General features: G+C 35.1%; 16 protein-coding genes. 5 read left to right on the plus strand and 11 right to left on the minus strand.

Annotation, left to right across the window (positions count from 1 at the left end):
- Nucleotides 1-228 precede the first annotated feature (228 nt).
- From G4D63_RS01620 to fadH, 3 genes are all read right to left on the minus strand, one after another.
- The gene (locus tag G4D63_RS01620; protein ID WP_163177023.1) at nt 229-468 is read right to left on the minus strand and encodes a hypothetical protein; all 240 of its coding nucleotides are present in this window, start codon (nt 466-468) and stop codon (nt 229-231) included.
- Between the two features lie 65 nt (nt 469-533).
- Complete coding sequence (locus G4D63_RS01625; RefSeq protein ID WP_163177025.1) at nt 534-1,748, minus strand: EAL domain-containing protein; 1,215 nt, start codon at nt 1,746-1,748, stop codon at nt 534-536.
- Nucleotides 1,749-1,955: 207 nt separating this feature from the next.
- Nucleotides 1,956-2,720, minus strand: a complete 765-nt coding sequence (gene fadH, locus G4D63_RS01630; protein ID WP_163177027.1) for a 2,4-dienoyl-CoA reductase — start codon at nt 2,718-2,720, stop codon at nt 1,956-1,958.
- A gap of 156 nt (nt 2,721-2,876) precedes the next feature.
- Here fadH and G4D63_RS01635 point away from each other — a divergent pair, with 156 nt between their 5' ends.
- The 3 genes from G4D63_RS01635 to G4D63_RS01645 all read left to right on the plus strand — a co-directional run bounded on the left by G4D63_RS01635 (nt 2,877) and on the right by G4D63_RS01645 (nt 5,966).
- Nucleotides 2,877-3,290: an ATP-binding protein gene (locus G4D63_RS01635; RefSeq protein ID WP_163177029.1), complete on the plus strand. Its 414-nt coding sequence runs from the start codon at nt 2,877-2,879 to the stop codon at nt 3,288-3,290.
- Nucleotides 3,244-4,803 carry an ATP-binding protein gene (locus G4D63_RS01640; RefSeq protein WP_163177031.1) on the plus strand — a complete coding sequence of 520 codons (1,560 nt, stop codon included), beginning with the start codon at nt 3,244-3,246 and terminating at the stop codon, nt 4,801-4,803. The genes G4D63_RS01635 and G4D63_RS01640 overlap by 47 nt, the downstream gene beginning before the upstream one ends.
- Before the next feature lie 290 nt (nt 4,804-5,093).
- Nucleotides 5,094-5,966, plus strand: a complete 873-nt coding sequence (locus G4D63_RS01645; protein WP_163177032.1) for a metallophosphoesterase — start codon at nt 5,094-5,096, stop codon at nt 5,964-5,966.
- Between the two features lie 29 nt (nt 5,967-5,995).
- Here the strand turns inward: G4D63_RS01645 and G4D63_RS01650 are convergent, their stop codons facing one another.
- The 3 genes from G4D63_RS01650 to G4D63_RS01660 form a co-directional block, all read right to left on the minus strand.
- Nucleotides 5,996-8,107, minus strand: a complete 2,112-nt coding sequence (locus G4D63_RS01650) for a sensor domain-containing protein (RefSeq protein WP_163177034.1) — start codon at nt 8,105-8,107, stop codon at nt 5,996-5,998.
- Between the two features lie 234 nt (nt 8,108-8,341).
- Entirely contained in the window at nt 8,342-8,698 is a 357-nt protein-coding gene (locus G4D63_RS01655) for a fluoride efflux transporter FluC (protein WP_163177036.1), read from the minus strand.
- Nucleotides 8,695-9,102 carry a FluC/FEX family fluoride channel gene (locus G4D63_RS01660; RefSeq protein WP_163177038.1) on the minus strand — a complete coding sequence of 136 codons (408 nt, stop codon included), beginning with the start codon at nt 9,100-9,102 and terminating at the stop codon, nt 8,695-8,697. Before G4D63_RS01660 ends, G4D63_RS01655 begins: the two co-directional genes overlap by 4 nt.
- A 78-nt stretch (nt 9,103-9,180) precedes the next feature.
- Between G4D63_RS01660 and G4D63_RS01665 the strand changes: the two genes are divergently transcribed.
- A complete protein-coding gene (locus G4D63_RS01665; protein WP_163177040.1) occupies nt 9,181-9,387 on the plus strand; it encodes a penicillin-binding protein in 207 nt (68 codons plus the stop codon).
- Between the two features lie 166 nt (nt 9,388-9,553).
- A complete protein-coding gene (locus tag G4D63_RS01670; protein ID WP_163177042.1) occupies nt 9,554-10,021 on the plus strand; it encodes a YkyB family protein in 468 nt (155 codons plus the stop codon).
- 88 nt (nt 10,022-10,109) lie between these two features.
- Here G4D63_RS01670 and G4D63_RS22220 read toward each other — a convergent pair whose 3' ends face one another.
- From G4D63_RS22220 to G4D63_RS01695, 5 genes are all read right to left on the minus strand, one after another.
- On the minus strand, nt 10,110-12,989 hold the full coding sequence (locus G4D63_RS22220) for an ATP-binding protein (RefSeq protein WP_163177044.1): 2,880 nt from the start codon (nt 12,987-12,989) through the stop codon (nt 10,110-10,112).
- The gene (locus G4D63_RS01680; protein ID WP_163177046.1) at nt 12,979-13,350 is read right to left on the minus strand and encodes a response regulator transcription factor; all 372 of its coding nucleotides are present in this window, start codon (nt 13,348-13,350) and stop codon (nt 12,979-12,981) included. The genes G4D63_RS22220 and G4D63_RS01680 overlap by 11 nt, the downstream gene beginning before the upstream one ends.
- Nucleotides 13,351-13,376: 26 nt before the next feature.
- Nucleotides 13,377-14,735: a glycosyltransferase family 2 protein gene (locus G4D63_RS01685; protein ID WP_420837795.1), complete on the minus strand. Its 1,359-nt coding sequence runs from the start codon at nt 14,733-14,735 to the stop codon at nt 13,377-13,379.
- 70 nt (nt 14,736-14,805) lie between these two features.
- Entirely contained in the window at nt 14,806-15,843 is a 1,038-nt protein-coding gene (locus tag G4D63_RS22225; protein ID WP_163177050.1) for a HEAT repeat domain-containing protein, read from the minus strand.
- 2 nt (nt 15,844-15,845) lie between these two features.
- The gene (locus G4D63_RS01695) at nt 15,846-17,462 is read right to left on the minus strand and encodes a diguanylate cyclase (protein WP_163177052.1); all 1,617 of its coding nucleotides are present in this window, start codon (nt 17,460-17,462) and stop codon (nt 15,846-15,848) included.
- Nucleotides 17,463-17,619: the final 157 nt, after the last annotated feature.

The raw sequence follows: 17,619 nt of genomic DNA on the forward strand, positions 1-17,619 counted from the left end.
TCGTTCGTAAAATAATGTCATAGTTAGACAGGCTTTTTTCTTCTTATTACAGGATTTCCCCATCTATTGCATAAACAAACAATAAACAACAGAAAAATCAATGATGTGTATTATTTTGTAGGTGCTATGAACATCTTCATTACAAGAAAAAGAGCTGGGAGCTAGAGCTAATGAAAAATTTATTACTACTCAAAATAAAAAAAATGAGACTACAACAATGTTGTAATCTCACCACCGAGAGGATAAAGCATAATAGACAATAAACCCAATAACAATTGCAGCACCAATTAAATACGTTAAGAAGATAGGATTTCTAGTATAAGGATGCGCCTGAACCTTTGGGTTAATTTCTGTGTCATATCCATTTGATTGATACTTTGTATTTTTTGAAATATTCCAAGTGTAAAAGAAACCAATCACCAAAATAAGAACCGCTAGTGCCGAAAGAACGACATCTAACATTGTCATAAAAACCACCCCCATTAAACAACTTTATGCTTATGTTTTCACAAATGTATAGGGGTTATTCAATGCTAGAAAATCGCATTTTGTTCGTATAGGTACTCATAAGTTAAATCAATAAATAAAAATTGGTGTTGATCTATAGGGTAGGAAAAGGTTCTTATCATATCACCTGTTTCAATATCGCTGTACAAATCAGACAATATCCCTCTACCTTCTAACTTCATTTTCATAATATTTTCTAAAAAGTAAGGTCTCCAGCTCCAGTTTTTATCATAATAGGTGGGAAGCAACTCCCAACCGTTTTTTGCTTTTATATGGTTTGCAGATTGTTGAAAGCCGTCTTCATCACATATATAGATTCTGAAGCTATAAGCTGATAAATCATTCGAAATCATTTTGATGAGGTCATCACCTTTGCTATCTTTTTTATCCTTTTGTAATGACTTTTGAACAGCTTGCTGAATCGTGAACGAAAGATGATATATATTTTGTATTTTCTTTTTTTCATGCTCAATAAAATGCTGAATTTCTTGTTTTAACTTTGCTTTTAACAAATACTCTTCTACAAAAGATTCAGTGGGTGACTGTAAATAAAATCCCTGATAATATCGTCCACCATTTCTCCATGCATATTGAAGCTGATACATGGTTTCAATTTCCTCATAGAGAAGAGCTGCGCCAATTTTTCTAGCTAGTAAAGATAGTGAATAAAGAACATCTTGATAGGAGGCTAAGCCATTCGTTTTTCGTAGCATATGAAGGTCAACCTTTAGAATATCAGGAGCAATCAGACCTATCCGATCTAAATTGCCCGCCCCATTTCCAACATTATCCACCGCTATTTTTATACCGTAGGTGCGATAATAAGTGAGCAAGTGGTTTAACCGCTCGATTTCACCAGTAAATTCATGCTCTGTAATTTCCAACACAAGATGATCTAGCGGAAATCCTTTTTCCTGATAAACTTTTAATAACTCTAATAGTGATTCCCCATGATCCTTCATTAGTAAATCCGTATTTCGATTTATAAATATGTAAGGGGATGTATCCACTTCAAGCCAATAATCAAGTGCCTTTCTTACAACAAGATCATCAACCTCAAGCCGGTATTCATCAGGAATCGTTGAATCTCGAAAGAAAGGTCCCAAACTCGCCCAACCCTCATCAGTCTTAATACGTCCCAACACTTCGTAACCTATCACTTTTCGTTCATCGGCGTTAAAAATCGCCTGAAAATGTGGGGTTACCATAGACAAATTCGTTAAAATATCTAACGGATCCATTCCCCCATCTCCCATCTAACTTTTTGTATGATTATACCACGAACCAAAATGATTCTCTAAGTTTTCCGATCACAAAATTAGTAAGTTAAACCCCTAACTCACCAATATCCTTTAACTAATTAACGCATTGGGGGCCTGGCCCCCAATGCGTTAATTAGTTAAAGAATTTATTTTCATGCAAAGGTTTTAGTAGTATGTTATTGGCTTTTAAAAGGGATGTTTATTAAGCCATTGGCCCCCGTCCATAGTGATACATTCTCCGTTAATATATCCTGATTCATCTGAGAATAAGTAGGTAGCTAGACCCGCAATTTCTTCTGGTGTACCAAGTCTTTTAAGAGGTACACTGTTAATGGTACGCTTTGCAGCCTCCTCGGATTCCCATAAACGATCCGCTCCACCAGTACGTTCAATTGGACCCGGCGCTATTGCATTTACACGAATTCCATATTTACTTCCCCACTCAACCGCTAGAGTCCTTGTCATTGCTAATACTCCAGCCTTTGCACTTGCTGAGTGTATCACTCCAGCTCCAGCGCCCCACGCATATGTTGCCACAATATTGATGATACTACCTTTAATACCATTTTCAATCCAATACTTCCCGACAGTTGAACTACAATAAAACGTACCATTTAAAACAATATCAATAACAGCCTTCCATCCATTTACAGATAATTTTTCTGCTGGAACGATAAAATTTCCTGCTGCATTATTTACTAGATAATCTATCGTACCAAACGCCTCGGTTGTTTTTTCTACCATATGTACAACATGCTCTGGCTCTCTGACATCCATTTGAATGGTGATAACTTGTCCTTCAAATGTCTCAATTTCTTTTTTTGTTTCTTCTAGCGTTTCCAGAGTTCTACCCGTAATGGCTACAAATGCTCCTTCATTTGCAAAGCGTTTTGCCATATGTTTACCCATTCCACTTGACCCACCTGTAACAATTACAACCTTGTTCTTCATTGTATTTCCCCCTTATGAAAACGTTTTATTTTTAATTGTATCACTAACATATATGATAGAAATATAGATTTAATTGAAAAAATTCAAAAAAATACTTCACCTGACAAAATAGTTTGTTAAAATAGTAGGGATTGCCATGTGTTGGAGGTTAGTATTTTGTATCATCGTATTTTAATAAAAAAAGAACAAGATATCTTAACAGCAATTTCCTTAGCATATACCGAGATGTCAAACACTCCCTATTCTATGTCAGAAAAACAACAAATTATCGTGACGATATCAGAGCTTTGCAAAAATATAATTTTCCATTCTTACAGCTCTGGATACGTGGTCATTGAGAAGTTAAACATCGGTCTTAGAATTTCAGCTATTGATTCTGGTGTAGGTATCGCTTCTATCGAGAATGTCATCAATGGAGTAAAAAATCCTAACTCTAAAGGATTAGGTCTGGGTCTGACAGGTGTAAGAACCATGATGGATTTTTTTGAAATTGAGTCACAAACACAAGGGGGGACGAAAGTAATTGTTGAAAAATGGTATAGTCGAACTCCTTCCAGAACAGTTACATAATATAGGTGAAGATAAAGCTCGAAATGATCGACTTATCTCAATTGGACAAGTTTCTGCCGGGATTGCTCATGAAGTTCGAAATCCTCTAACATCAGTAAAGGGATTTCTTCAATTACTTCAAGAGGAAAAGGAATCACCTTATCTGAACATTGCAATGGATGAACTCGAAAGAGCTTTAAGTACACTTAATAACCTATTACAAGTTTCTAAACCAGATCTAGAAGCGGAACCATATAAATACATATCAATCGGTACGGAACTTGACTCCATCCTAAGCTTATTTCAAGAGCATATGTACAGGGTATCACTTGTTAAAAGCATCAGTGATTATCAAGTAAAAATATATGGACAAAAGAACTCATTAAAAAAAGCATTCTTTAATTTGTTAAAGAACGCCTTTGAAGCTATGCCCAGTCAAGGAGAGCTACGAATATCACAGTTCGTAAAAAATGAGACCATACATATTATGATTCAAGATAACGGAACAGGGATTCCAAAGGAAAAACTCGATTTACTCGGTACACCTTTTTTTACAACAAAAGAAAATGGTACAGGAATGGGACTAACCCAGGTGTTTACAACATTACACAAGCATGGTGCAAAAGTGAATGTAACAAGCGAAGAAGGAATTGGAACAACATTTACCATCCTTTTTCCTATTAAGAATGTTAAGGAAGTGAAGATTGAAAAAATGAATCAATTACAAACTAAAGAAGATCAAAGTTTTAAGGAATTCTTATATGACAACCAGGAAACTTTTGATAGAATTCTACATGATCGTACAAAGAATGTATTCTTACATTTAAAGAAATCTTCATTTCAAGAGCAATCCATGTTTGAGATTGCAAAAAGAATTATCAGCTTAATCGATCAAGATGCAGAGCATGAATTGATTGAACTAGCCAAACAACAGGGTGCTCTTTGGGCTAAGAACGAATTAGCTTCTATGATTAAGCTTGAATGGTTTCAGGAATTACGAAGTATTTACTGGGACTTCATGTATCATTATTTTCAAAATATCTCAATCAGCATCGAAGAATTTTTTACATTCGAAAAGAAAACCAATCATTATGTGGACTCATATCTTAATAATTTTATAGTTAGCTATACTGATTACAATAATAAAATTCTACAGTCACAGCGTGAGGTAATTGAGGAACTTTCAGTACCAATTATTCCACTTACTGATAAAATAGCTATATTGCCAATCGTGGGTACAATGGATACATATCGTGCAAAAAGACTTCAAGAAAAAGCATTATCACATATTGAAAAAGAACGGTTAAAAAAGATGATCATCGACTTATCTGGTGTTGCATATATGGATACAGCTGTAGTTAGCCATCTCTTTAAAATCGTTGAAGGTTTTGCTCTATTAGGCTGTGATGCTGTTATAACTGGTATTCGATCTGAAGTAGCAAATACAATGATTGAATTAGGAGTTACATTCAGTAATCGTATTGAGACAAAAGCTGATCTCAAGCAAACTCTTGAAGAACTGAAAATCATATAAAAATTGGTGCAGCGTTCCGGAGCTGCACCTTTTTCTTTAGCCTTAAATAGAGTTATAAATAATACTTTTATTATAAAGTTGATAACTATCAGGTACTCTTCCTTTACTAGCATAGAAAACTAAGTACTCACCACGACTTAGGACTGGTAATTACCTAGTTTTTCTAATCTTTTCAACATGTTTAGAGATATTCCGTGTTATAATTTTTGATATAATTAAGTAACTTATCGATAGTAATTACTATGTTCATAGAATCGGTTTAGATATTAAATAGACAGGTTGGTATTAAAATGAGTGAGCAATACACACGGAGAGGATTTCTAAAACGGGCATTTGGCTACTCGATCGGTACCCTTTTTACAATTTCATTTGGATATACATACGCGAGATATATAGAGCCTGAACAATTAGAAATAAATCGTTTCAATATTAGTTCTACATTGGTCCCTAAAGGTTTTAATGGTATTAAAATATTACAATTTAGTGATACTCACATTGGACACTATTACAATGAAGAACAATTTAAGGAACTTATCACAACAATCAACCAACAGGAAGCCGATATGGTTTTTTTCACAGGTGATTTGATTGATGCACCTGATTTATATGAAAATCCCTCCCAGTTGATTCCTTTGTTGTCTGCCATAAATGCACCATTAGGAAAGTTTTCGATATATGGAAATCATGATCATGGTGGATATGGAACTGAATCATATAAACAGATCATGGAGCAGTCTGGTTTCGAATTACTAGTTAATTCTTCGACTTCCATTTCTATTAATAACGAATCTATTACCATTGCTGGTCTAGATGATTATATGCTAGGTCGTCCAGATTTTGAGCAAACGCTAAGACCCATTCCCGAGGGTGAGTATACCATTTTGCTTGCTCATGAACCTGATGTTGCGAAAATCAGTCACTCTTACCCCGTACACCTTCAGTTATCTGGTCATAGTCATGGGGGTCAAATCAAGCTTCCACTTTACGGCGCCATTGTTACTCCTCCCTATGCTAATGATTATGTAGAAGGATTTTATGAAATTGGGAGCGTTCCACTAACCTTATATGTTAATAGAGGCCTTGGGACAACTCGAATCCCCCTTCGATTTTTATCAAAACCTGAAATTAGTATTTTTACGCTTAAAAGCGGCGAACCAACATAAAAAAGTGTGAAGCTGCCTTCACACTTTTTTTATTTCAAAAAACCCTTTTCAATTTGATTTGCAGGGACCGGCTTACTGAATAAGTACCCTTGTGCTTTTTCGCAATCAACTTTTCTTAGAAACTCAGCTTGTTCTTCTAACTCCACACCCTCAGCGACAACATTAAAGCCCAAACTATGAGCCATATGGATAATGGTCTTGGTAATCGCTGCGTCCTTTTCATCAGTTAACACATCACGTACGAAAGATTGGTCGATTTTCAAGGTGTTTAATGGGAATGTCTTTAAATAGCTTAGTGAAGAGTATCCTGTCCCAAAATCATCTACTGAAATCTGAACACCTGTCTCTTTTAGCTTATGAAGGATCTTGATTGTTTCTTTTGTATCTAGCATAGCACCTTCAGTAATCTCAATTTCTAACTGTGATGGTTCAATTCCATTCCTCTGAATAGATTCTTTAATATATTCTACTAGATTCGGTTGTTGGAATTGTCTTGCTGATAAGTTAATAGCTACAGAGATATTCGTATGACCATTGTTTCTCCATTTGCTTAACTGCGTACACACCTCATTAATAACCCATTCTCCAATTGGAATGATAATACCGGTCTCTTCTGCTAATGGGATAAAATCGATAGGTGAAACAAAACCTAGCAAACCACAGTTCCATCTTAAAAGAGCCTCATAGCTATATACCTCACCAGTAAATAAATCAACTTGAGGTTGGTAATATAGTATTAGTTCGTCTTTCTCTATTGCTCTTCGTAAGCAAGTCTCGAGAAGCATCGTTTGAGAATCATCTTTCTTCATATCATTTGAGTAAAATTGGTAATGACCTCTACCTCTTTCCTTTACTCGGTATAAAGCTGTATCTGCACTCTTAATTAACGTCTCTTCATCCTTGCCATCATAAGGATAGATACTTATTCCAACACTAGGTGTCACATAAAATTCTTGAGAGGTGAGAAGGAAAGGGTTTTGAAACAATAAGAGAACTTCTTCTGCGATTGCTTCAGTTTTACATCTATTAGTATCTTCGATGATCAAGATAAACTCATCGCCACCTTGGCGATACACCGTTATGTTTGGATACCTTTGTATAAGCGAGGAAAGACGTTGAGCTACTTCTTTTAATAATAAATCCCCGACGTAATGTCCCATGCTATCATTTAGAAATTTAAAGCGATCTAAGTCTAAATACATTAAACCAAAAATATGATTATGTTCTTTAGATTGTAGTACCACTTCATGAATGTCCTCTTTTAATGAACTCCTATTAGGAAGCCCCGTTAAGTGGTCATGATAAGTAATAAACTTCATAACTTCATTACTACGAAGCTGCTCAGTAATATCTCTCATAATAATATAGACACCTTTAATTTCTACATTCACCACAATTGGAATCATTTTTAATTGAACATCAATGATATTACCTGACTTATGAATCATTTGACATGTAATATTATCTTTCGTTTTACCCTTTAGAGTATCGTAGAAAAGTTGCTCTATTTTTTTATGATGCTCATTAACGACAAGAGAAGTTAATAATAAGTGCTTTAATTCCTTTTCAGTATAACCCGTTATTGCATACGTGGAAGGGTTAGCATTTAGTATCACTCTGCTTTCATTCACCGAAAACACCGCATCCATATTGTGATCCATTAGGGATTTATAGCGCTGTTGGCTTTCCAACAGAATAAACTTTTCCTGCATTTTGTCTGTGATGTCTCTGGTTACAGAAACAACGTAACGGCATTGCCCGGCTTCATCATGAATAGGAGTCAAAATTGACTCACTGAACACCTCTTTTTCCTCAATCTTGATTGTGTCTTGGAACACAAGAGGCTGACTAAGGCTAACTGCTTTTTCATAATACCTCTGGAGATGATCAGCAAAGTCACCTGGAATCACCTCTTGAATGGTTAGGCCGATACTTTTTTCAGTTATATTAGCCCTTTTGAACGCAGATTTATTAGCATAAACATAACGGAATGTGTTCCCGTTTTCTACCTTCATCAAATAAACAAGATCGCTCACCACATTAAGGATGATCTCATTAATAATTTGAGCCATTTTATTAGGAGAATCTTTATCGTTCATATCTTCTAGCTCAATTTTAAGCTGTTGTTTAATCCGACTCATTTTGCTATCGCATCCTCAAGGTAAAGTAAACCGTTATTAATATCTAAAATGATACTGACGGACTCTTGGTAACGTTTCCATATTCTACATATATATTTAAAAACCCTTTTTTACGACAAGAATTGACATGAATTAATTATAACAACAATTTAGGCAAAAAAGAAGACTACCTTTTCGGTAGTCTACTATTTTCTATAGGTGTTTTGTGATAGTTTTGACTTATCCATCTAAAATCTAAAACATGATCAAACCCAAATAAAAAAAGAAAACACACAATAAGAATGTAGATAAAGAATATAGGAAGAAGATCCTCCATTGTTTTTCTATTAATAGCTTTACACAATCTAACGAAAAAGTAGAGTAAGTCGTAAATGCACCAATCACACCGACCGAAACCCCTAACTTAACTTCCTCAGAATTACCCTCTAACACCCCTAATAACACTCCGAGTATTAATGAACCAACAACATTAATCAGCAGTGTAGACTTGTAGGGGCCGTAAGTCACAAACTTTTTATTTAAAAATGTTGTTAAACCGTAGCGCGCTAAGGCACCTATTAATCCTCCAAGGCAAACATAGAAGAAGGTCAATTTTCACTCCTCCTTTCCAGCCTTTGTGAAAGGAATTGGCTAGCCTTAACACCTATTATTGTAAGGACGATTCCAAACACCCATGTACCTAATAGGTAACATGCTGCAAGTAAGTACAGGTTGTTAGATCCCAAATGAACGATCTCACTTGCAAAAGCAGACATCGTCGTAAATCCACCACAAAATCCAGTCCCGAATAATAGCCACAACTCCCTGTGAAAAGGTTTGTTCTTTAATGTATCAAACAGGAAGCCAATAATTAAACAACCCAACATATTGCAAAGAAAAGTTCCATACAAACTAAGAGCATCCGGAAAACCCATATATATTGCATATCTAGAGCCTGCTCCAAGAAAACCACCGACTCCAACGGAAATCCATTTGTTTTTTTTCAAATAACTCAATAATATTCCCCCGTACATGCTCCCTTTTTATCTAGATAACCATATTATATTACGAATCTTAAAAAGGAGGCAAAAACCATGTACCCAACATATAGAGCACCTCAGACACATGACCAGCGATTTCCGTTTCTACCCTTTTTAGCCGGCTTAGCTGTAAGTCCATTATTATATGGTCCTAGACCTTTTTATGGGCCATTTTATGGACCAAGACCTTTTTACGGACCATTTTATGGTGCTCCATATGGATATCCTTATGGCTTTCCATATGGCGGCTATTATCGCTAGAAATAGCAAGAGAGAGGAAGCCGGTTTGGCTTCTTTTTTTTATTTAAGGTGTAAAAGAACCCAGCATAAATAACAAACACGATTACGTTAACCATCTAAAGTATTAAAAGGTTTGGAAATTTGATTATAATAGGCTATCATAGAAAGAAAGAAAGGAGATTAATCTATGGAGAATAAAAATAAAACTGAACCACTATCAACACTAAACATTACTCATGCTATCTTTTCGGTTAATAGACATGCTAAAACAGCAACAGACCCTAAATATTTATACTTATTAAAGCGAAAAGCATTAGAAAAATTAGTACAAGAAGGAAAGGCAAAAAAGGTTGGACTTCATTTCTCAAGAAATCCTAAAAATAGTCGGCAACAATCCGATGTCCTTGTATCTGCAGGCGATTACTTTTTTCATATGCCTCCTTCAAAAGAAGACTTCGAAAATCTTCCACACTTAGGTTCCTTAAATCAGACCTACCGAAACCCGAAAGCTAATATGGCATTGTCCCACGCGAAAGAAATCTTACAAAATTATGTTGGTATGTTTCCTACAGCACAAAAACCTCAGAAAAAGGTAGCTACTAATACGAAATATCAAAAGCCAGTCTTTAAGCGCCTTGGAGAAAGCTATAGATAAAACGATAATTTTATGGAGTTTAATTACCATATAAAAAAACTCGTATACTTCCCTATATAAAAAATAAGTAGGATTCTTAGAATCCTACTTATTCTTCTTCTGGGATCATAATTTGTCCTTGCTGACCTTGATTAAGAAGAGTTTGCATAATGATTTTTGAGAGCCTACTAGGAGGATATGGCTTCACTAGGTAATCAATTGCACCTAACTCAATTCCACGCTTCTTTTCTTCAAGTGCAGAAGAAATAAAGATTGGGATTTTTTTAAACTCTTCTTTATTCTTCATATACTTGAGTAACTCCCAGCCATCCATATCTTCATCCTCTAGCATGATATCTAACACCACAACTTCAGGTTCAAACTCTTTAAGAATCTCAATTGCACTTTTAACAGAGGGAACATGTGTAACATTAAAACCACTGTCTTTTAGCTCTGTTTCAAGCAGGTTTGATAGGCTTGAATCATCCTCAACAATTAAGACGTTTCTTCCTTCCCTCACCGACTGAGATTGGGTACTTGCTTCTAGAACATTTTCATATTTCTGCTCTGCTAAAGCAAAAGTAACAATAAATGTACTCCCTTTTTTCAGCTCTGAATGTACAGCTATGTCTCCATCATGTGCCTTTATGATTTCTTTCACAATCGACAACCCTAAGCCAGTACCGCCAATTCTTCGACGATCCGAATTATCCACGCGGTAAAACTTTGTGAATAATTTTGGTATGGCATCCTCTGGAATGCCTAAGCCTTGGTCTTTAATGGCTAATTTAATAGTGCCTTCTTCCTCATAGACAGTGATTGAAATGTCTCCTCCATCTGGAGAATATTTAATGGCATTATTAATTAAGTTCATGAAAACTTGAGATATTTTATCCTTATCACATATTACTGAAGTTCTATCTGTTTTTTTCACGACAGTTATTTTATGATTCGTAAGATTGACTTTTTGAGTATCCACAACCGTATTAATGATCTGCATTAGATCTTCAACCTTCTTATCATATACCTGACTTCCAGACTCCATTTTTTGTACATCTAAAAAATCATTTATAAGAAATGTTAGTCTCTTTGCCTCATGATAAATCGTTGATAAATACTTTTGTTGTCTTTCTGGTTTAAGCTCTTTGTGCAGCATTAACTCGGTGAATCCTAACACACTAGCTAAAGGCGTTCGCAATTCATGGCTTACTGTAGAAACAAATTCAGATTTCATCGTGTCAACTTCAAATTCCTTCGTAATATCTCGGTGAACAAATACAGTGCCAAACTTGACCTTTCCTCTTGTAAGAGGTTCAAAATAAACCTGAATAACTCTCTGGTTTGGAGATTTAGTCATATATCGATACGTTGTCTCTTCATGATTACCGCTTATCACATCATTGAAAAAGCTTACTAGTCCGTCATCATCTATTGCCCTTTCAGCAAACCTCTTTACCCAATCTCTTAACTCAACTCCCTCAAGGTCACGAGAGTGGTTACATTCAACCAAATCACAAAGGTTCGAATTAACCTGAATGATTTTACCATTTGTATCAACCAACTGTATCCCTTCATGAATGGTGTCCATCATATCCTGAGTTAATATTCTGTCCTGTTCAGATTCTTCATAAAGCTTGATTCGTTCTAAAGAAACGGATATTTGTTTTGCCAGTGCCTCAGATTCAAACCTTTGATCATCATCAAACATAGAACCAAGTCTAGTAAACATCAATATTCCTTCTACGTTTGACGCTGCATCTAGAACCGGAACATATAAATCTGAGCAATATAGGCTCACACTATGAAAGTCCTTTTCTGGATCTGTTGCTTCTCTTTTTATAATATAAGGCTTCTTCGTATCAATCGCGCGTCTAGCATGACCATCCATCATGGTTGATAATATTTTCCTTGCACGCTCTGAAGACATACCAAAGAATGCAAAGTCATCAGTATGAATAAGTCCAATTAATCCCGTATCCGCCTTCAATACATAACACATATTTTCAACAATACTATTTAATACCTCTTCTTTTTTCAGAGAATACGATAGACCATTAACAAATTTATTTCTAACAATAAGATCTTGTTCATTTTTCCGAAGTAGTTCCAATGCATTTTCTAACTCTGACTGCTGTGCCTGTAACTCTTCCTGTTGAGCAAACATTTCTTCATTTTGTGCTACAAGCTCTTGTTCATTATTTTGAATACTAGAGATCATCTTTCCAAATGCTCTACTTAAAGTACCTAACTCATCCTTACGATTACTCTGAAAGTTGAAACTAGTTTCCTCACCTTTAGATATTAAATCTGCAGTGTTTGCAAATTCACGTAACGGTTCTCCTATTCTAGAAATCATGGCTCTTAACATCCAGCCTAATAAGAATAGCATGACCAATAAAAAGGCAAGGTAAATATATTGAATTTGGTTTAGTTTATTAGATAATTCTTGAAAGTTCTTTTGTACATTTTCATCCATTTGAAGTCTATATGCCTTAAGCTTATTCTTCATTTCTGCGACCTTATAGGAATAATCACTTACAGCTTCATCGATTACCTCATTGTTTTTACCAGCATCAACGTCCTCTATGATTTTAGGATAAACCTCTTTTACGAAATACTGGTGAAATTGTACTGCTTCTTGATAAAATTCCTCATCCACATCATTATCTTTCAACTGTTCAAGTCTATTAAGTGCCCCAATGAGAATGGGTTTTTGTAATTCTGCATTTTCTTTAAATCGATCTGTAACTGACCCATATGCAATATGACCTCTCGTTTCAAAAAACAGATCATTAAAAGCATAATCTAAATCTTGGGCAACCTTCTCCTTTGCTTCACTCTCACGACTAATTTCATCATAACGATTTGTTATGTATTGTTCATACATTGAAACAATTAGTGAACTAACAAAAAATAGAAGGATAAAAACTCCTACAATTAAGACAATTTGCCTTGATAAACTACGTGAGAAGTATTCCTTAATTTTCACTGAGTATCTCCTCGATTTTGTTTACTAGTTCCAATGGGCTAAATGGTTTTGACATAAAGTAATTGGCCCCAGCTTCTAATACCGTTTCTTGGTCAGTCTTTTGACTCTTTGCAGAGAGCATCATCATTTTCACATGCTTTTTATCTGGAAGCTGACGAACCTTTTCTATAATTTCTAGTCCCGTATATACCGGCATCATATAATCTAATATGATTAGGTCATAATTATTTTCGAGTATGAGTTGTAAAGCCTCTTCCCCATCAGATGCTTCATCTATTAGATAGCCTTCATCCTCGAGCGTGTCAACCACTAACATTCTTAACACTTCTTCGTCTTCTGCTAGAAGTACCTTTTTTGCCATATTAATCCCCCTCTAACTTTTATTACTTATGATTCATTTGAAACACCTTTTCTAATCATTTCGCCCCAACCATTTTTCCGACGAATAGTTTGCCATATACCCTCACATCTCCAAAGTACGGTTAATGGTCGATACCAAAGGGACTCTGTGAAGGAATAGAAGAACAGTCTAATAATATCTGTAACTTTAGGAAATTTACGTAAACTCCATTCTTCCAAAAGAACAGCCATCATGGAATATAAAGATCCATATAAAAAGGAGATCAGAAATAAAAGGATTGCAAACTCTATATAAATACCACCCAAGAACAAAGAGAAAATCATTATTATAAATCCAAATAACTCGATAACTGGACCTAGGAATTCAACAAAAAGAAAATAAGGCATGGAAATAAAGCCAATGCTACCGTACTTAGGATTGAAGAATAACTTTTTATGAATCCAAAGACTCTCAAAAAGGCCACGATGCCAACGTGATCGTTGTCTTCTTAGAAATTTAGTGGATTCCGGTGCTTCCGTCCAACAAACTGGATCAGCTACATAAACAATTCTTTTTTTCTCTTTACGCTCTTTTATAAGCCTATGAAGCCTTACCACTAGCTCCATATCTTCCCCAACCGTGTTATGGTTATAGCCACCTGCCTCTACAACCCATTTCTTTGAGAAAACCCCGAATGCTCCTGAAACAATTAATAATAAATTATGCCGACTCATTCCCACCCTACCCATTAGGAATGCCCGTAAGTACTCTATTACCTGCATGATGACTATCGGCTTTGTTGATAATCCTATTTTTACCATTTCTCCGTTTTCAATCTTACATCCGTTTGCAATTCTTATACTTCCACCTGATCCGATTACATCTCCATCCGAATCAATGATAGGTTTCATTACCTTTAAAAAGGCATCTCGTTCAAGAATGGAGTCTCCGTCTAGTGAACAAAAATAAGGATAATTAGATGCGTTAATCCCCGCGTTTAGTGCATCCGCTTTACCACCATTCTCTTTATCAATGACAAAAAGGTTTCCATAGATCTTTGATTGATAAACTGCCTTTATTGGTTGTGCATTAATTTTAAGCTGCACTACCTTATTTATTTCAACCATTTGAAATCTGTTAATCAGTTTTTCTAATGTATCATCTTTAGATCCGTCATTAATTACAATAACCTCATATTCAGGGTACTCAATACTCAGAAGAGAGCGAACACTACCATATATTCCAGCAGATTCATTATATGCAGGAACTAAAATGGATACAGGCTTTGTGTAACTTACCTGAAGAATATCTTGGTAAGGCTCACGATCATCAAGTTGATATTGTCGTCTAAGCTGAGCAAAGGAAATGACCAGCATCCCCGTGTAAAATAGAATGACTAACACCATATATGAGAGGAATATCCATCCTCCAATCCATATTATATTGTGCCATATATTACTTTCTAGAAATCCCATTTTACGATCCTTTCTCGAGCCATTCCAATGCCATATCACGCGCAAATTGATCGTGTGATTGCAACGAAATTTCCTTAAGTAGCTCAGCCCCATTTGGATACCTAGATATTGCTTGTCCCGCTTGTTGCCTCACCACAAAGATTCCGTCGCTCATTCTTTCAATTATTAATGGTATATATTCTTTTTTTCGCACCGAAGCACAGATCTTAAGGGCCATTAATCGTTCTTCATAACTTTCTGATTCCAAATGCCTCTTCAATTCTTCTTGTGTTAAGGGTGTTGAAAGATATGATAATGCTTTTAAAGACCGAATCCTTATTTCATCATTTTCATCAATGAGTTGTGCTATTAGGAGCTGGTTACATTCATGCCGATTTTCGATACCGACGATATCTATAATTATTAATTTAAACTTTAATGGAAGTTTGTAGAATTTTTCTAAAAACTCATCCAATGTATCATTAGCCATATTACTAAACAATAGGCGATATACAAATTCAGAAAAGTCATGTTTATTTGAGAGCAGAAGGTTAGCTAATTCGGGATGATCAAACTTTACCATGAGCTTCAGGATTTGGACTGCCTCTGCCTCACTAAGAATGGTTTTAGAATGATAGAACCTGACTACCTCATCTAATAAGCTCTTCATTCTAAAGGATTCAATATTATATAATACATTCATCCTGATACTCCATCTTCGGTGGTACAAATTACTTTTATATCGTTCCAAAAAATACATCTCAGCAAAAGATTGCATTCTTTTTTCTAAATCTACACCTTCTACTACATTTGCAAATTCGTTTAGCAGTTCTTCAATTGCTACATATTTGACATAGGTATCAGGTAATAGTTGTCTAGACGATTCACCCTTATAAAGATAGCGAAACAAATGATCTCGGTTTTCTTCTTTATAAGCATCAATTTTTCTTCTAATATGATTCTCAATCGCTTTTCTAATCGTTAAATATAGAAATAGGATAGAGAGTAAAAAGAGTAAAAAGGTTATTACAAAAATTAGATAGAAGATTATATTCCCCACTTCTATTTCATCCTTTGTATAAGTCTTTTTAATCTAGCTTCTAATTCAGAAAGATTAAAAGGCTTTGTAATATAATCGTCTGCTCCTAATTGTAACCCTCTGGAAATATCCTGTTCACTTTTCCGTGATGTTAACATCACGATATTATATTGGTTTATATCTCTTTCGGCTCTTATTCTTTGAAGGACCTCTAAGCCATCCATTCGCGGCATCATACCATCTAAAAGAAGAATGTAGGGATCTTCACTCTTATACCAATCAGACTCGAAAAATTTAGCTCCATCTCTAAATGCCTGGGCATCTATTTGAATGGATTCTTCTTTTTTCATATTCTCAATCATTTCAATAATCATCGTTCTGATAATAGGATCATCATCGACAACCCCAACTTTAACTATCTTTTTTGGAGCAGTACCTTCATTACTAGTTACTACCTTGATACAGTTCCTACCAGAATTCTTTGCTTCATACAATGCTGAGTCTGCAAGCTCTAGCCATTCTTCCATTCTTTTTGCATTACTAGTTACCTCAACTAATCCACCTGAAACTGTAATATGAAACTGTTGATCATTTTCTACAAACTGTTTTTTAGCAAAACGATCAAGAATTACTTTTAGTTTCGCCTCTGCATTAATACTATTTGTCCGAGGCATTAATACAACAAATTCCTCTCCACCAAAACGAATTAAAATATCGATACTACTTAACTCTTGCTTAAGAAAACCAGCGAACTCTCGAAGGATTTTATCTCCTACAAGATGTCCGTATGTATCATTAATATGTTTAAAATAATCAAGATCAAGTATAGCAAGGGAAAAATTTTCGGAATTACGGACAATTTCACTTTGAAAAAGCTCAAATACTTGTCCTAAATACTTTCTGTTATAAACTAATGTAAGTTCATCAACTAATACCAAATGGTCAATTAGTTCCTTACGTTCTAGTTGTCTCTTTACTCTAACAATGAATTCATCCATATCGAAGGGTTTCTCAATAAAATCATCAGCACCCATTTGGTAGCTCTTCATCCTTACTTCTTTCTGATTGTTATCACTAATCATAATAGTTGGGATGAATTGCTGTTTCATTTTGTCTTTCAAATAATGCAACACATCTAAATCTGAAGTTGAGTTTATAGAAACGCCTACAATGATACAGTCAGGCTTTAATTCATATAGCAATGAAACTGCTCGATTAGAATCCGTTAATGCTGTCACAAGGATTTCCTCTTTTTCGAGCTCATCCTTAACATGCATTAAGAAAGCAGGATCATTATGGATGAATAGGACAAGAGGTTTATTGCCTTTATAACTCACTTTTTTTGTTAATGCTAGGGACTCTTCTGACTCATTATAGTAACAAACTGAAAGGAGCGGCATTAAGTACTCCTTTAAATCCTTCTGCCTCCATATTCGGTCATCATTTTCGGATAATGAATGGATTAGCTCTCTTGAAGTTTGGCCAATTTCATTTAATCCGATCGTCTCCGCTGTACCAGTAATAGAGTGAAGAAATCGGTACACTTCCTCATGAGATGTTTCTTCTACATTATCGTTATCAAACCATATATTAAGTTGTTTTCTAACATTATTTATTAATAAATCTCGGTACTTTTGCACTATTTTTCACTATCCTTAAGCAATTAAGATACACTTATAATATCAATAACCAGCTTTCAGTTAAACTAAACTATCTAGAAAAGCCTAAAAAGGTAGGAAAGTTCCTTTTTAGGCTCTAATTTTTCATACATTGTCCATTTGGAATTTTCATTTTAAA

Origin of the sequence: Bacillus mesophilus, assembly GCF_011008845.1 — a bacterium.
Taxonomy (GTDB): Bacteria; Bacillota; Bacilli; order Bacillales; family SA4; genus Bacillus_BS; species Bacillus_BS mesophilus.

What these genes read in the sequence shown, in the direction of transcription:
- G4D63_RS01670 (WP_163177042.1), top strand. Translation starts at nt 9,554, where the DNA reads ATGGAGAATAAAAATAAAACTGAACCACTATCAACACTAAACATTACT.
- G4D63_RS01650 (WP_163177034.1), bottom strand. Translation starts at nt 8,107, where the DNA reads ATGAGTCGGATTAAACAACAGCTTAAAATTGAGCTAGAAGATATGAAC.
- G4D63_RS01680 (WP_163177046.1), bottom strand. Translation starts at nt 13,350, where the DNA reads ATGGCAAAAAAGGTACTTCTAGCAGAAGACGAAGAAGTGTTAAGAATG.
- G4D63_RS01685 (WP_420837795.1), bottom strand. Translation starts at nt 14,735, where the DNA reads ATGGTGTTAGTCATTCTATTTTACACGGGGATGCTGGTCATTTCCTTT.
- fadH (WP_163177027.1), bottom strand. Translation starts at nt 2,720, where the DNA reads ATGAAGAACAAGGTTGTAATTGTTACAGGTGGGTCAAGTGGAATGGGT.
- G4D63_RS01645 (WP_163177032.1), top strand. Translation starts at nt 5,094, where the DNA reads ATGAGTGAGCAATACACACGGAGAGGATTTCTAAAACGGGCATTTGGC.
- G4D63_RS01625 (WP_163177025.1), bottom strand. Translation starts at nt 1,748, where the DNA reads ATGGATCCGTTAGATATTTTAACGAATTTGTCTATGGTAACCCCACAT.
- G4D63_RS01620 (WP_163177023.1), bottom strand. Translation starts at nt 468, where the DNA reads ATGACAATGTTAGATGTCGTTCTTTCGGCACTAGCGGTTCTTATTTTG.
- G4D63_RS01665 (WP_163177040.1), top strand. Translation starts at nt 9,181, where the DNA reads ATGTACCCAACATATAGAGCACCTCAGACACATGACCAGCGATTTCCG.